This window comes from Streptomyces sp. NPDC031479 (genome assembly GCF_055581065.1).
In genome coordinates, this window is the sequence record NZ_JBVIKC010000083.1 from 1 (window position 1) to 14,134 (window position 14,134).

Sequence of the window (14,134 nt, forward strand, 5' to 3'; positions counted from 1 at the left end):
GCGACGGAACCCATCGCCGAGGCGCCGACCGGTGCGCCCGTTCCGGCGACTCCGCCCGCGACCGCGAGCCACGCCAGGGCACCCGCCCCCAGAGCTGCGCCGACAGTGCGGACTACCGCACTCCGTGCCTTCATCACTGCCCCCGTCATTGGTTCCGGATAGCTGCCCGGAACGGCTGTCAAGACGAATGTGGAGGCCTCATTCCGAATGGGCGACATGATCGTCGACAGACGTGCATCCCCCGGAAGTCCCCCACTTCCGACCGGGAGCATAGCTGAACACCGAGCTGGCAACTCAAGCTGTCACAAAGAAACTTGATGATCTTTTAGCGCACGGAACGCGGTACTCAGAGCAGCCGTCGGGTGACTTGCGTCACTTCACTCATTGGGTGCCGCGACTGCGGAATCATGGATTCATGCACGAAGGCCGTCTTCAGGCCTATCGATCGCTTACGGAATGCGTGATTCAGTGACGCGGCCGTGCCAACGAACCGGCACTTTTTGGCATTTTGACTAGTGGTCAATCAGTCGTTCGCTGCATAGGGTCGCGGAGCAAAGCTCTCGGAACTCGTCGGGCACACCCCTGCCTTGGCGATGGAAAACGTGCGCCATCGGGCGCCGATAGCGAAGGGCCGTTTTGGACACCATCTATTGGAGCCGGCGTCGGGTTCTCGGTGCCGTTGCCGCCACCACGCTTGCCGTCACCGCATCGAGTCTCGTTCTCAACCCCGTGGCCGCCCTGGCCGCCACGGTTCCTCCGCCGGACGGCGCCGACGGCGACCCGTTCCGTCTCCCCGACACCGACCGGGCCAAGGTCGTCAAGGCGTGGCTGCTGGGAGGCAGGGCCGTCCGGGCCGCCGCCGCGGCGGCCCTGACCGGCACCGACACGGACGTCCAGAACTTCCTGGCCACGAGCCTGGCTTCTGAGACCGCCGAGGACAACCGCGTTGCGATCATCAGCTCGCTCGCCGGCGGCGGTAAGGGGAGCCGGCGCGAGGCCTCCGCCGCGATCAGCGGCGGTGACTCCGCCATCGCCGCCTATCTGGCCGGCGGCTTCAAGGGCGCCATCATGGAGGACCTGCGGGTCGCCACGAGCACGGTGATGGCCGTGGGCGGCAAGGCGGTCAACCGCGTCGGGAACACCGCCCTGAACGACGGTTCCCAGACAGCGCTGGAGACGTTCCTGCTGGACGGCCAGTACACCGCCCGCCTGGAGGACATGCGGGTCGAGGTCTCCAAGCTCTCCTTCCAGGCGGGCCCCGAAGTGCAGAAGTACGCGACCCGGGCGCTCTCCGGGACCGCGAAGGACGTCGAGTGGTTCCTGGAGATCGGCCAGCACATCGCGCGGGCCCGTGATCAGGAGGCCATGAAGATCCAGGAACTGGTCGCGGTCGTCCAGCGCGAGGGCAAGAAGGCCGACGCGATGACCAAGCAGGCCGAGGAGGCCTCGGCCCGTGCCGTCGAGGCCGCCGCCAAGGCCAAGGACGCGGCCGAGAAGGCCGCCGCCGAGGCCCAGGCTGCGCAAGAGGACGTGATCAAGTCCGGTAGGGCGGCCCGCAAGGCGAGCGAGGCCGCCTCCGGCGCCGCCGACGCGGCCCGCGTCGCCACCGTCGCCTCCCACGCCGCCATCCAGGCTTCGCGGCGCGCAGCCTACGCCGCCACCGCCGCGGGCCAGGCCGCCGCCAACGCGGGCTCCGCCGCCGCCCAGGCCTACAACGCGGCCATCGCCGCTTCCAAGGACGCCTCCCAGGCGCAGGCCGCCAAGGACGCCGCCCTGGTCGCCCGCACCGCCGCGTCCCAGGCACGCAGCGCGGCCGCAGCCGCCGACAGCGCCGCGAACGCCGCCGCCAGTGCCGCCGGCGCCGGCGACGCCGCCGCGTCCGCGGCCCGCAACGCCGCGGCCGCCGCCAACGCCTCGGCCGCCGCCGCCAGTGCCGCCGGGGCTGCCCAGGCCGAGGCCGCCGAGGCCAAGCGCCAGGCCCAGATCGCCAGCACCAACGCCACGATCGCCACCAACGCCGCCGGCACGGCCCAGGCCCTGGCCAACTCGGCCGCGGCGGCGGCACGTACCGCTCGCGATGCGGCCAACAGCGCCGCCACACACGCGGACAACGCCGCCGCGGCGGCCGAGTGGGCCGCCCAGTACGCCGGCCAGGCCGTGGAGTACGCCAAGAAGTCGACCGAGTTCGCCAACGAGGCCACCAAGGCCGCGAACACCGCCACCGAAGCGGTCGCCAAGGCCGTCGAGGTGGAGAAGGCCGCCCGCGAGGCCGAGTGGCAGCGGCTCGACCAGGACACCCAGCGGGCGATCCAGGAGGTCCGGCTGCTCGCCCAGATCGAGCAGAGCGAACGGGCCGCGTACGCCGAGAAGCGCACCCAGGCCGAGCAGGCCGCACAGGCCACGAAGGACCTGATAAGCCAGGCCGAGACGGCTCTCAAGGCGGGCGACACCGGTCTGGCGGCCGGGCTGGGCCGCAAGGCCGCCGTCGCCGTGATGGGCACTTCCCACGGCACCTGGACGCACGAGGCCGCGCGGTTCGCCCTGTCCGGCGCCGACTCCGACATCCACGTCTGGATCGACACCGACCGGAACCTCGCCCAGCGGCAGGACGACCGGGAGACCAGCCTCTACCTCGCCCGGACCCTGCCCGCGGACATCGGCTACGCCGCGGCCAGGGCTCTGGGGAGCAGCGACCCGGACGCCGTGGGCAAGTTCCTGGACGGCGGGCTCGTCCAGGCCTCCGCGATGGAAGCCCGCGTGGCAGTGACGCGCGCCCTCGCCGCCAACCCGGGCAAGGCGGTCACGAAGGCCGCCAACGCCGCGCTGGACGCCGGCACTCCGGAGGCCCTGTACGCGTTCCTCACCGTCACCGGCGAGGCGGCGCAGCGGGAGGACGACACGGTCGCCACTGCCGCCCTCCTCTCCTCGGACAAGGCGGGTCCCTACACCAGGGCCCACGCTCAGGCGGCCATGGAGGGCCCGACGTGGATGCGTCGGAACTTCATCGGCTCGGTCCAGTACAAGACGGCTCAGCTCGACTACGACTCGGCCAGCCACATCGCCGCCATGCAGGGCGCGATCGCCGCCGCCGCGAAGATCGCGCAGAAGGCGCAGGAGGACGCCGCCCGCGCCCAGCAGGCGGCGGCCGTCGCCCGCAACGCGGCCGCGGAGGCCATCGACTGGGCGAACAAGGCCAAGGACTGGGCCGTCCAGGCGGCGAACTCCGCGCAGCAGGCGAAGGCGAACGCCGACGCGGCCGACCAGTCGGCCAAGGACGCGCAGGCCTCGGCCGACAGGGCGAGCCAGGCCGCGGCCACGGCCCGCACCGCCGCGCGCTCGGCGAACTACTCCGCCAACCGCGCCTTCGAATCGGCGCGCAGCGCGTCGGCGTCCGCCAACGCCGCCCAGGCGTCGGCCGCTTCGGCCCACGCGTCAGCCACGCAGGCCGGCCAGGACGCGAAGACGGCGGCCGAGGCCGCGAGCCAGGCCCACCAGATTGCCGCGGACAAGCGGCAGCAGGAGCTCGTCGCGGCGGCCAAGCAGGCGGCCGCCGACGCGCAGGCCGCCAGGGACGCGGGCAAGTCCCCGGCCGACACCGCTGACAACGACACCGTCAACGGCGGCGACGTCCCCTGGTACAAGGACCTGAAGTGGTGGGCCAACGCCACGAGCTGGCTCAGCACCGGCCTGGGCTTCGCGAGCGCTCTCGCCGGCATCGGCGGTCTGATCTTCCCGCCCGCCGCCATCGTCCTGGAACCCCTGGCCTTCGGCCTGGGCATCGCCTCCATGGCGGTCTCCGGGATCAGCACGGTGCTCACCGGCTTCGCCTACGGATGGAACAGCAGCCAGTTCTGGGCCTCCGCCGGCAGCACCGCTCTGGGAGTCATCACCTTCGGGCAGTCCCAGTGGATCGGCTCCCTGAGTAAGGTGGGCGGCAAGGTCGTGGCTCCTGTGGCCACGAAGATCACGCAGTTCGGCCACGACCTGATCTCGCCGGTCACCTCGACGCTGTCGTCCCTCTTCGGCTGACGGCGCCGACGGTAACGGCCTGAGACCCGGTACCGGGCCAGGGGGAAGCCACGCCGGCGGCCCCCTGGCCCGGTCAGGAAGGACCCGACATCCTCGCGCGACTCCCCATCGGCTGGCTGCTGGCCATGGCCGTCTTCGCCACGTCCGTCCTCTGCCTCGGTGTGCACCGCTGCCTGAGGATGCCCAGACCGACCGCCATGGCGGCCGGTCTTTCCGTCGTGTTCCTTCTCGTGATGACGGGGATGGGCGGCCTGGGAGCCGTGCCGTGGAATGCACGGCAGATGATGGTCATGTACTCCTTCACGTGGGTCGGGTTCACCATCGGCGCGATCCCCTGCGGAAGGCTGCTCCGCGACCACCTCCGAGCCGGAGGCGGGCAGACGGAGGGCGAAGGGCCCGCCGTCCCGACGCGTTATGTGGTCTTCATGTGTGTGACCCTCTCCCTCATGCTGCTCCTGGCGTACGTGCTCGCGACGTGATCTGACGGCTGGCGTGGCCGTCGGGAGGTTGCCCCGGCCTCAGTCGTCAGTCACTGCAATCCGGAGACCTCGAAGACGCTGTGGGCCGTCTCGCGGTCGATGCGCTGCGCCAGCTGTTGCAGGGCGGTCGTGCCGTGCCGGAGGGTGCCGCCCCGGATCGATGTGCGGCTGTCCGCATCGAGGAAGTGCCACATCGCCGGATTGCGGCTCAGGACCGTCGGGTCGATCTCGACCCGGCTTCCCCGCGTGTCCTGGAGGACCAGCCGCTGTGCCACCCCGTCGCACCAGCGGACCGAGACGAGGGAGTCGGTACGGACCGTGTCCGTCGTCAGCATCCCGCGGGCGCTCAACCGTCCCGGGCGAACGGAGACCCGGCGCGGCAGCATGATCGCGAAGAAGAGGAAGGCCAGGCCGCTCCACAGGAGGCCGCGCGTCAGATCGAGCCTTCCGGAAGCGGCGTCCACCACGAACAGGGCCGTGAACAGGAGGGACGCGACGCCGATCGCCGAGCGCACCTCTGCAGCCCAGTGGACGTCGTGCGTCCAGGGGCCGGCAGGATCCGCTGCGGTGCCTGGTGCGCCGGGCGCGGCATGTGTGAAACGTCGTCCCATGAGGACGACGTTAGGGCTGGCAGTGGCGTCGTGGTCGGACCCTGACGCACCTCTGATGTGCCGGCTACGCCATGTTGACGGGCTTCATACCGGGTGGCGCTCCATCGGCCTCACGGGCCCGGTGGGCTGCTGCTCCATGGCGATGGCCGCGAGTAGTCGTACGGCGGCGGGCTCAGTGGCGCAGGATCCGGCGCGGGTTCGAACGGGCCGGCCCGGTTCGTCACGAGGATCAGCATGGTGCCGACGAAGAGCAGGGTGACGACGATGAGGGCCAGCCCGAGAGGGTTGCGGGGGTTGTAGTAGTAGCGGTTGGTACCCCATCTGCTCCGTCTGAAGACCGGTTCGTCGTCGTCATGCACAGGCTGGCTCCTCGGTTGAAGGTTCTCTGCGACCCGCATTGCCTCAGAGGGACGGCCCTCGGGTCAAGGGGTCAGGGCCGCCCTGCGGGCGCATCGGCGGCTGCGGGCAGGGACAGGACCATGGTCAGGCCTCCGCCCGGGGTGTCCTCGGGGGTGAGCGTGCCGTCCATCGCCTCGGTGAGCCCTCGGGCCAGGGCCAGGCCGAGGCCGAGGCCGGTGGTGTTGTCGCGGTCGCCGAGGCGCTGGAAGGGCTCGAAGGCGCGCTCGCGGTCGTCGGGGGCGATCCCGGGGCCCCGGTCGGCGATCCTCACTTCGACCCGGCCGGCCAGGGCGCTCGCCGTCACCAGCACCGGGCGGTCGGTGGGGGCGTGGCGGACCGCGTTGCCGACCAGGTTCGCCAGTACGCGTTCGAGTAGCGGAGGATCCGCCCGCAGCGCCGGTACCGACTCCAGGTTCTGTACGTTGACGGCGAGTTCCGTTGTGGTCGGCAGTTCCAGCGACTCCAGGGCGGCCGGCAGGACCTCCTCCAGGGTGGTGGCCCGGAGTGCGAGGGTGAGGGCGCCGGCCTGCAAGCGGCTGAGGTCGAGCAGGTTCTCCACCAGGCGGTTCAGCCGGTTCAAGGAGGTCTCAGCGGATTCGAGCAGCTCCGAGCGGTCCTCGTCCGAGAAGTCCACGTCCGGGGCGCGCAGTGAGCTGATCGCGGCCAGTGCCCCCGCCAGCGGGGTCCTCAGGTCGTGGCTGACGGCGCGCAGCAGGGCGGTGCGCAGGCGGTCCGCGGCCCTGATGGGTTCGACTTCGGCGGCGGCTTCCGCCAGGCGGGCCCGCTCTACCGCGGCGCCGACGTGTGCTGCGAAGGCGGCCAGTACGCGGCGTTCGGAGGAGGGCAGGGTACGCCCGCGCAGGACGAGGAAGGATCCGGTTCCGGCGGCAACCACCAGGGCGGGGCCGGTTTCCGTTCGCGTGCGGTGTCCGCCGTGCTTCTGCGCATGTGGGTCCGGGGGCTCGGACGTCAGGTCGACGGTGTCCATGCCGAAGGTCTCCCGGGCGCGTTCCAGCAGTGCCGGTACCGCCTGGTCGCCGCGGACGATGCTGCCGGCCAGCGCGGACATCGTCTCCGCCTCGGCGGTGGCCCGGGCGGAGCGGCGCGACAGCCGCAGGGACCGGTCCGCCGCGGCGGCCACGGTGGCGGCGACGACGGCGAAGACCACCAGTGCCAGCACGCTGTCCGGGTCGCTCATGGTGAACTCGCCTATGGGCGGCATGAACCAGTAGTTGAGGAGCAGCGCGGCGGTCAGCGCCGCGACGAGGGCGGAGGCCACTCCGCCGATGCAGGCCACTCCGACCACGGTCACCAGGAAGAGCAGTGCTTCGCTGGTGAGGTTGAACGTGCCGCGTATCCGGTCGAGGGCGAGGGTGAGCAGCACCGGGAGCAGCACGCCGGCCACGGGCCCGGCGATGAGCCGGGAGGTGGGGAGGGTGCGGCGGCGGGACGGCAGCAGCCGGCCGTGGCCCGCCCGCTCGTGCGTGACCATGTGGACGTCGATGTCCTCGGACAGCGCCACCACGGTCTCGCCGATTCCCCGGCCGGTGAGGAAACGTTCCAGCCTTCGGCGCCGACTCGTACCGAGGACCAGCTGCGTCGCGTTCTCCGCCGTGGCGAAGTCCACCAGTGCAGTGGGGATTTCGTCGCCGACGACGGAGTGGTAACTGCCGCCCAGGTCCTCGACGAGGGCCCGCTGCGCGGCGAGCGCCGCGTGCGACACCCCGGCGGCGAGACCGTCGCTGCGTGCGATGTGCACCGCCAGCAGCTCGCCGCCGGCGGACCTGCCGGCGATGCGGGCGGCGCGGCGGATCAGGGTCTCGCCCTCGGGGCCGCCCGTGAGCGCCACCACCACCCGCTCCCGGGTCTCCCAGACATCCCCGATGCCGTGCTCGACGCGGTATGTGTGGAGGGCCTCGTCCACCCGCCCGGCCAGCCACAGGAGGGCCAGCTCCCGCAGGGCGATCAGGTTGCCCGTGCGGAAGTAGTTGGCGAGGGAGGCGTCGATCCGTTCCGGGGGATAGATGTTGCCGTGAGCCATCCGGCGCCGAAGTCCCTCGGGGGGTATGTCGACCAGCTCGATCTCGTCGGCGCGGCGCACGAACTCATCGGGCACCGTCTCGCGCTGCGGCACTCCGGTGATCTTCTCGACGACGTCGCTCAGCGACTCCAGGTGCTGGATGTTGAGCGTGGTGACGACGTCGATCCCCGCGGCCAGGATGTCCTCGACGTCCTGCCAGCGCTTCAGGTGCCGGCCACGGCCCGGGACATTGGTGTGGGCGAGCTCGTCGATCAGCACCACCTGCGGGCGCCTGGACAGCAGCGCCTGGCGGTCCAGCTCCGCGTAAGTGCGCCCGCGGTAGTCGTGCTCGGCCAGGGAAAGGGCCTCCAGGCCGTGGAGCTTCGCCTCGGTGTGCGTGCGCCGGTGACACTCCACGAATCCGGCCACCACGTCCGCGCCACGGGCCGCCTTGCGGTGCGCCTCGTCGAGCATCCGGTACGTCTTGCCGACGCCGGGGGCCGCGCCCAGGAAGACCTTGAGCCTTCCGGGCCGCAGGACCGGCTCAGCCACTGCGTCCAGCCCTGTCCCGTCCATGGTCGTCATGCTCAGAACTTCTCGGGGAAGAGGTAAGCCAGGACGAGGTACCCGATCAAGCTGACCGCAATGATGATGCCGACGATGTTCTCCGTGCTCACCCGCACCCGACTCCTCCACGCGTCCTCAACCTCACCAGCCAACAGCGGGGAAGCCGGGAACGAAACGTCCCTGATGGACTCCTAACGGCTCCGGGGTGGGACTTTGACGGCGTGTTGACGGCCGTTGCGTCGACAGGGTGAAGGCGGTGTGCCGGGACGACGCCACCTCGCTCGTGCTCTTCCGTGTCGCCCTCGTGACCCCGTACGGCGCGTACGTGCCGGCGGAGGCGGTGCACGCGTCGGGAGTCACCTCCGTCGTCGTGGCGGGCGTCGTGCTCGGAGGCCGGGCCGACCGCTTGACCAACGCACGCATACGGATACGGCTGCACGCCGTCAACGGCACCGTGGCCTTCCTGTTCCTCGCGGGGCAGGGGAGTGGGGGCGGCCCTTCGGAGGGCCGCCCCCACGAGGTGGGCCGATGGCTAGCAGTTGGGCTTGCTGCCGTGGTTGGAGCCCTTCTTGCGGCGGGCCCTCTTCTTGCGTGCGCGCTTGGACATGTCGGTGGATCCCTTCAGGCGGTGTGGCCGACGAGGAGGCCGGCGAGCTTGTTGAGGCGCTTGACGGTGCGGTCTCCGGTGGCGGCGGGGGCCGGGGCGACGCGCTCGGAGCGGTCGTAGTAGGCGCCGTTGACGATCTCGGTGGCCGGGTCGCAGAGCCGTGCGACGTGCTGCGCGCCCTCGGCGGCGGGGGCGCCCTCGTGCCCGTACAGCGGGAGGAGTCCGGTCTCGCACACGCCGGGGTTGACGGAGACGGCGGTGACGCGCGGGTCGGCGGCGAAGACGGTCAGCGCGAGCTGGGACTGGGCGTACGCGGCGAGGCGGGAGTAGCGCCGCACGCGCTGCGGATCGTTCCACTGGATGGCGCCCGAGCGGTGGAGCGCGGAGGAGACGTTGACGACGCGCCCGCCGAGGTCGCTGGTGAGGGCGGGCTCCAGGAGGTTGGTGAGGAGGTAGTGGGCCAGGAAGTTGACCTGGAAGGAGATCTCGTTGCCGTCGGCTGTCAGGGTGTGGCGTTCAGGGGCCGCGATGGCCGCGTTGTTGACGAGTACGTCCAGGCGCGGGTGGTCGCGTACGACGGTGTGGGCCAGGCTCTCTACCTCCTCCAGGCGGACGAAGTCGGCGGCGATCGGCCGGAGACGGGCGCCGGCCACACCTGTGGTGGCGATGAGCCGGTCGGTGGCGGCCTGGGCCTCCTCGGGCGTACGGCCGTGCAGGAGGACGGTGGCGCCGTGCTCGGCGAGCCGGCGCGCGGTCTCGTAGCCGATGCCGGAGGTGGCTCCGGTGACGAGGACGGTACGGCCGGACAGAGATGAAGACATGGCGGATTCCCGAAAACAGGCATGGCTGACGTGCCCGGCGTCCCTGCGTGAGGCAGGGGCGTGGGCTCAGGTCATGCGGTGGAGGTGAGGACGCGCAGGGAGCCGCGGGCAGCGCCCTTCAGGGGCTGGTGGCAGGTACGCGGGAAGACGCGCGGCCGAAGTCAGAGGGCCGGGCAGACAGCGGGCGCCGTCGGCAGCACCTGATTCGGTGGCCGGTCTTCGTAGCGCGGACCGCTGTTCATGGCGCAATCCCAGCGCATCGGGGATGCGGGGGCAAGTGCCCGGTGGGCTCCTTGACGGCCTTCTGACGCCCGTCCATCAGGACCGCGTCAAAGATCGACTTCCATGCGGAAGGAACCCGTCAAGGAGTGGTGCCAGAGCCATCGGCCGGGCGCAGACTGGTGTGGCGACGGAGCCGGACGACGGACCGGCGGCATGCGGCTGTCGGGCGGTGACCTGAACACCCCCCGAATCCGCGCATGGTCCCACCGTGGGGGTACGGACCTGTGCGACCGCGTGTCGGTCACCCGTCGCACAACACATGAGCCGTCCGGCTTTCCGGTGTGGGGATACCGGGGCCGGACGGCTCGCGTGCTTCGGCCGTCCTCCCGTACTCGGCGGGCCGAGTGATAGGGCCGATCACCTTGATGTCACGTGACGGCAGACGTCGGAAGCTCCGGCGACACCGGAGGACCGTCGCCCGCTATGGGGAGTGTGATGACCATGGTGAGGCCGCCGCCCGGGGTGTCCTCGGCCGTGAGGGTGCCTCCGATGGCCTCGGTGAAGCCGCGGGCGACGGCGAGGCCGAGGCCGACGCCGGCGCCGCGCGGGGCGTCGCCGTGGCGCTGGAAGGGTTCGAAGATGCGGTCCTTGGCTTCGTCCGGGACGCCGGGTCCGCGGTCGACGACCCGGAGCTCGACGCGGCTTCCCAGGGCGCTCGCGGAGACATTGACGGGCTGTCCGCCGGGGCTGTACTTGACCGCGTTCTCGACGATGTTGGCCACGGCCCGTTCCAGCAGGCCGCGGTCGACGGCGATCATCGGGAGCGTTTCGGGGATGTCGAGTTCGACGCTGTCCTCCGGTACGCCGCCCAGGGCCATCGGCACGACCTCGTCGAGGTCGGTCTCACGGATGAGCGGGACGACCGTGCCGGTGTTGAGACGGGACATGTCCAGCAGATTCCCGATCAGGGCGGCGAGGCGGTCGGCGCCGTCCTCGATGCCTTCGAGCAGTTCGGCCTTGTCGTCCTCGGACCATTCGACGTCGTCGGAGCGCAGGGAGGTGACGGAGGCCTTGATGCCCGCGAGCGGGGTGCGCAGGTCGTGGCTTACGGCGGCGAGCAGGGCCGTACGGATGCGGTTGGCCTCGGCGAGTTCGCGGGCTTTCTCCGCCTCGTCGACGAGGCGCTGGCGGTCGAGCACGACGGCTGCCTGAGCGGCGAACGCGCCGAGGACACGGCGGTCCTCGGCGGGCAGGACCCGGCCGGTCAGGGCGAGCGCCATGTCGTCGCCGATGGGCAGGTCCACGTCGGCCTCCTCGGGGCGGGCGACCGTGCCGGTGCCGACGGATGCCGCCGTGGTCCAGGGGTCGACCTCGCTGGTGCGCTCCAGGAGGGCCACCGACTGCATCGCGAAGGTCTCGCGCAGCCGCTCCAGGAGGGCGTCGAGGGAGTTCTCGCCGCGCAGGACGCTGCCCGCGAGGAAGGAGAGGATCTCGGATTCGGCGCGCAGGCGGGCGGCCTGGTGGGTGCGTCGCGCGGCGAGGTCGACCACGGAGGCCACCGATACCGCGACGCCGACGAAGATCGCGATGGCGACGATGTTCTTCGGGTCGGAGATGGTGAACTCGTGCAGCGGCGGGGTGAAGTAGTAGTTCAGCAGCAGGGATCCGAACGCTGCCGAGGCGAGCGCGGGGAGCAGCCCGCCGAGCAGGGCCGCCGCCACCGTGAAGGTGAGGAAGAGCAGCATGTCGTTCGCGAGACCGAGCTCGGGGACGAGCTGGCTCAGCAGCACCGCGAGCACGGCGGGGCCGGCGATGCCGGTGAGCCAGCCCCAGATGAGGCGGGAACGGCCGAGCCGCGCGCCGCGGGCGACGGGCAGGCCGCGGCCCTTGGCGGCCTCGTCGTGGGTGACGATGTGGACGTCGAGGTCGGGTCCGGACTCGCGGGCGACGGTGGCGCTGACGCCGGGGCTGAAGACGGACTGCCAGGAGCGGCGGCGGCTCACGCCGAGGACGATCTGGGTGGCGTTGCAGCCGCGGGCGAACTCCAGCAGGGCGTCGGAGACGTCGTCGCCTATGACGTGGTGGAAGGTGCCCCCGAGGTCCTCGACCAGGGTCCGTTGGACGGCGAGTTCCTTGGGCGAGGCGGAGGTCAGGCCATCGCTGGCGGCGATGTAGACGGCGAGGACCTCGCCGCCGGCGCCCTTCTCGGCGAGGCGGGCGGCGCGGCGGATGAGCGTGCGTCCCTCGGGCCCGCCCGTCAGCCCGACGACGATGCGCTCGCGGGCCTGCCAGGTGGAGCGGATGTTGTGCTCGCCCCGGTACTCCTGGAGGTACTCGTCGACCCGGTCGGCCACCCACAGCAGCGCGAGCTCGCGCAGCGCGGTGAGGTTGCCCGGCCGGAAGTAGTTCGACAGCGCCGCGTCGACCTTGTCCGGCTTGTAGACGTTGCCGTGGGCCATCCGGCGGCGCAGGGCCTGCGGGGACATGTCGACCAGCTCGATCTGGTCGGCCCGGCGCGCGACTTCGTCGGGGACGGTCTCGCGCTGCCGGACCCCGGTGATCGTCTCGACGACATCGCCCAAGGATTCGAGGTGCTGGATGTTGACGGTCGAGACGACGTCGATGCCGGCCTGGAGGAGCTCCTCGACGTCCTGCCAGCGCTTGGCGTTGCGCGAGCCCGGCACGTTGGTGTGCGCGAGCTCGTCGACGAGGGCGACGGCCGGGCGCCGCGCGAGGATCGCGTCGACGTCCATCTCGGTGAAGACGGAGCCCCGGTACTCGATCTCGCGCCGCTCGACGAGTTCGAGGCCGTGGAGCATCACCTCGGTGCGCGGACGGTTGTGGTGCTCGACGAAGCCGACGACGCAGTCGGTGCCCCGCTCGATCCGGCGGTGCGCCTCGGAGAGCATCGCGTACGTCTTGCCGACGCCCGGTGCCGCACCGAGGTAGATGCGGAGCTTGCCGCGTCCCATGTTCAGACTCTTCTTCTTGGTTTGACGGTTTGACGGTTTGACGGTCGGGTGGGCGATCAGGGTTCGAAGCGGTAGCCCATACCGGGTTCGGTGATCAGGTATCGGGGGTGCGAGGGGTCCGGTTCCAGTTTGCGCCGCAGCTGGGCCATGTAGACGCGCAGGTAGTTGGTGTTCTCCCCGTAGCTCGGTCCCCAGACCTCCAGCAGCAGCCGACTCTGGGTGATCAGCCGGCCCGGGTGGGCGATGAGGATTTCCAGCAGGTGCCACTCGGTCGGGGTCAGCCGTACCGTGCGCTCGCCCCGGTATACCTTCTTCGCGACCAGGTCGACGGTGAACTCGTCGGTCGTGACCACGGACACCTCGTCGGCCTGCGAGGCGCCGGCCGGCTCCTGTCTGCGGGCTGCCGCACGCAGCCGGGCGAGGAGCTCGTCCATGCTGAACGGTTTCGTCACATAGTCATCGGCGCCCGCGTCCAAGGCCCGGATCTTGTCTTCCGAGGTGTGGCGGGCGGACAGCACCAGGATGGGCACGCGGCTCCAGCCGCGAACGCTCTTGATCACGTCGACGCCGTCCATGTCGGGCAGGCCGAGGTCGAGGACGATGACGTCAGGCTTGCGCGCGGCCGCGAGCCGCAGCGCGGAGCCACCGTCCGGAGCCTCTTCGACCTCGAATTTGCGCGCCTGAAGATTGATCTTGAGCGCGCGGACGAGCTGGGGATCGTCCTCCACCACCAGCACCCGGGTCATTGGCGTGCAGCCTTTCCTTCGTTGAGAGCAAGAGGTAAGGAGCCGGCAGGGCGCGAGCATTCCGCGCCCTGCCGGCTCCCGGTCCGTGCGATGGGGAACATCAGCTCTTGGTCAGTGCCTTGAGCGCGGTGTTGAGCTCGAGGACGTTCACGCGGGGCTCGCCCATGAAGCCGAGAGTCCGGCCGGTGGTGTGGTCGGCGACGAGCTTCTCGACCTGCTCGACGTCGAGCGTGTTCTGCTCGGCGACCCGGTGGATCTGGAGCTTGGCGTACTCGGGGGAGATGTTCGGGTCGAGGCCGGAGCCGGAGGAGGTGACGGCGTCGGCCGGCACGTTTTCCGGCTTGACCGTGTAGCCGGCGGTGGAGTTGTCGGCGATGACGGCCTCCTTGGCGGCGGTGACCTGTGCGCAGAGGGTGCCCTCCTCGGCGTCCTTGGTGCACTGGCCGTTCACGGCGCCGTTGTCGGCGGAACGGTTGGTGGCGCCGGACAGGATCAGGGAGTACTGCGTGTTGACGCTGTTGCTGCCCAGGCCGTTCGAGGGGCGCGGCTGGAACCACTTCAGGTCGGGCCTCGCGGCCTCGTCGGCGTCGTTCGGATCCTTCTTGGGCAGGTCGTACCGCTGTCCGATGAGGGAGGATCCGACGACGTTGCCGCTCTGGTC

Annotated in this window: 11 protein-coding genes and 1 pseudogene; 3 read left to right on the plus strand and 9 right to left on the minus strand. The window is 70.9% G+C overall.

Annotated features, from left to right (window positions below; genetic code table 11):
• The first annotated feature begins 729 nt into the window (after nucleotides 1-729).
• Complete coding sequence (locus tag ACZ5D2_RS40135; protein ID WP_371675471.1) at nucleotides 730-4,029, plus strand: ALF repeat-containing protein; 3,300 nt, start codon at nucleotides 730-732, stop codon at nucleotides 4,027-4,029.
• A 125-nt stretch (nucleotides 4,030-4,154) separates the two neighbouring features.
• A complete protein-coding gene (locus ACZ5D2_RS40140; RefSeq protein WP_371675470.1) occupies nucleotides 4,155-4,508 on the plus strand; it encodes a hypothetical protein in 354 nt (117 codons plus the stop codon).
• A 50-nt stretch (nucleotides 4,509-4,558) separates the two neighbouring features.
• On the opposite strand, the gene ACZ5D2_RS40145 is transcribed toward ACZ5D2_RS40140, so the two are convergent.
• From ACZ5D2_RS40145 to kdpF, 4 genes are all read right to left on the minus strand, one after another.
• Nucleotides 4,559-5,119: a hypothetical protein gene (locus ACZ5D2_RS40145; protein WP_371675469.1), complete on the minus strand. Its 561-nt coding sequence runs from the start codon at nucleotides 5,117-5,119 to the stop codon at nucleotides 4,559-4,561.
• 110 nt (nucleotides 5,120-5,229) lie between these two features.
• Nucleotides 5,230-5,478 carry a hypothetical protein gene (locus ACZ5D2_RS40150; protein ID WP_371675468.1) on the minus strand — a complete coding sequence of 83 codons (249 nt, stop codon included), beginning with the start codon at nucleotides 5,476-5,478 and terminating at the stop codon, nucleotides 5,230-5,232.
• 71 nt (nucleotides 5,479-5,549) lie between these two features.
• Entirely contained in the window at nucleotides 5,550-8,114 is a 2,565-nt protein-coding gene (locus tag ACZ5D2_RS40155) for a sensor histidine kinase (protein ID WP_371681090.1), read from the minus strand.
• Nucleotides 8,115-8,125: 11 nt separating this feature from the next.
• Complete coding sequence (gene kdpF, locus ACZ5D2_RS40160; protein ID WP_371675467.1) at nucleotides 8,126-8,215, minus strand: K(+)-transporting ATPase subunit F; 90 nt, start codon at nucleotides 8,213-8,215, stop codon at nucleotides 8,126-8,128.
• Between the two features lie 215 nt (nucleotides 8,216-8,430).
• Between kdpF and ACZ5D2_RS40165 the strand changes: the two are divergent.
• Nucleotides 8,431-8,517, plus strand: a pseudogene (locus ACZ5D2_RS40165) (hypothetical protein); the annotation flags it as partial.
• Nucleotides 8,518-8,637: 120 nt separating this feature from the next.
• Here ACZ5D2_RS40165 and ACZ5D2_RS40170 read toward each other — a convergent pair.
• From ACZ5D2_RS40170 to ACZ5D2_RS40190, 5 genes are all read right to left on the minus strand, one after another.
• Nucleotides 8,638-8,712, minus strand: a complete 75-nt coding sequence (locus ACZ5D2_RS40170; protein ID WP_371681089.1) for a 50S ribosomal protein bL37 — start codon at nucleotides 8,710-8,712, stop codon at nucleotides 8,638-8,640.
• A gap of 14 nt (nucleotides 8,713-8,726) precedes the next feature.
• Nucleotides 8,727-9,533, minus strand: a complete 807-nt coding sequence (locus ACZ5D2_RS40175; RefSeq protein ID WP_371675466.1) for an SDR family NAD(P)-dependent oxidoreductase — start codon at nucleotides 9,531-9,533, stop codon at nucleotides 8,727-8,729.
• Between the two features lie 650 nt (nucleotides 9,534-10,183).
• Nucleotides 10,184-12,727 (minus strand): ATP-binding protein, encoded by a 2,544-nt coding sequence (locus ACZ5D2_RS40180; RefSeq protein ID WP_371675465.1) that lies wholly within the window; start codon nucleotides 12,725-12,727, stop codon nucleotides 10,184-10,186.
• A gap of 56 nt (nucleotides 12,728-12,783) precedes the next feature.
• On the minus strand, nucleotides 12,784-13,473 hold the full coding sequence (locus tag ACZ5D2_RS40185; RefSeq protein ID WP_371675464.1) for a response regulator: 690 nt from the start codon (nucleotides 13,471-13,473) through the stop codon (nucleotides 12,784-12,786).
• A gap of 100 nt (nucleotides 13,474-13,573) precedes the next feature.
• Nucleotides 13,574-14,134, minus strand: a 561-nt coding sequence (locus ACZ5D2_RS40190; RefSeq protein WP_468936633.1) for a potassium-transporting ATPase subunit C, incomplete at its 5' end; no start/stop codon positions are given.

Excerpts from the sequence above, each read along its gene's own strand:
- ACZ5D2_RS40175 (WP_371675466.1), bottom strand. The coding sequence starts at position 9,533 with ATGTCTTCATCTCTGTCCGGCCGTACCGTCCTCGTCACCGGAGCCACC.
- ACZ5D2_RS40155 (WP_371681090.1), bottom strand. The coding sequence starts at position 8,114 with ATGGACGGGACAGGGCTGGACGCAGTGGCTGAGCCGGTCCTGCGGCCC.
- ACZ5D2_RS40145 (WP_371675469.1), bottom strand. The coding sequence starts at position 5,119 with ATGGGACGACGTTTCACACATGCCGCGCCCGGCGCACCAGGCACCGCA.
- ACZ5D2_RS40140 (WP_371675470.1), top strand. The coding sequence starts at position 4,155 with ATGGCCGTCTTCGCCACGTCCGTCCTCTGCCTCGGTGTGCACCGCTGC.
- ACZ5D2_RS40180 (WP_371675465.1), bottom strand. The coding sequence starts at position 12,727 with ATGGGACGCGGCAAGCTCCGCATCTACCTCGGTGCGGCACCGGGCGTC.
- ACZ5D2_RS40185 (WP_371675464.1), bottom strand. The coding sequence starts at position 13,473 with ATGACCCGGGTGCTGGTGGTGGAGGACGATCCCCAGCTCGTCCGCGCG.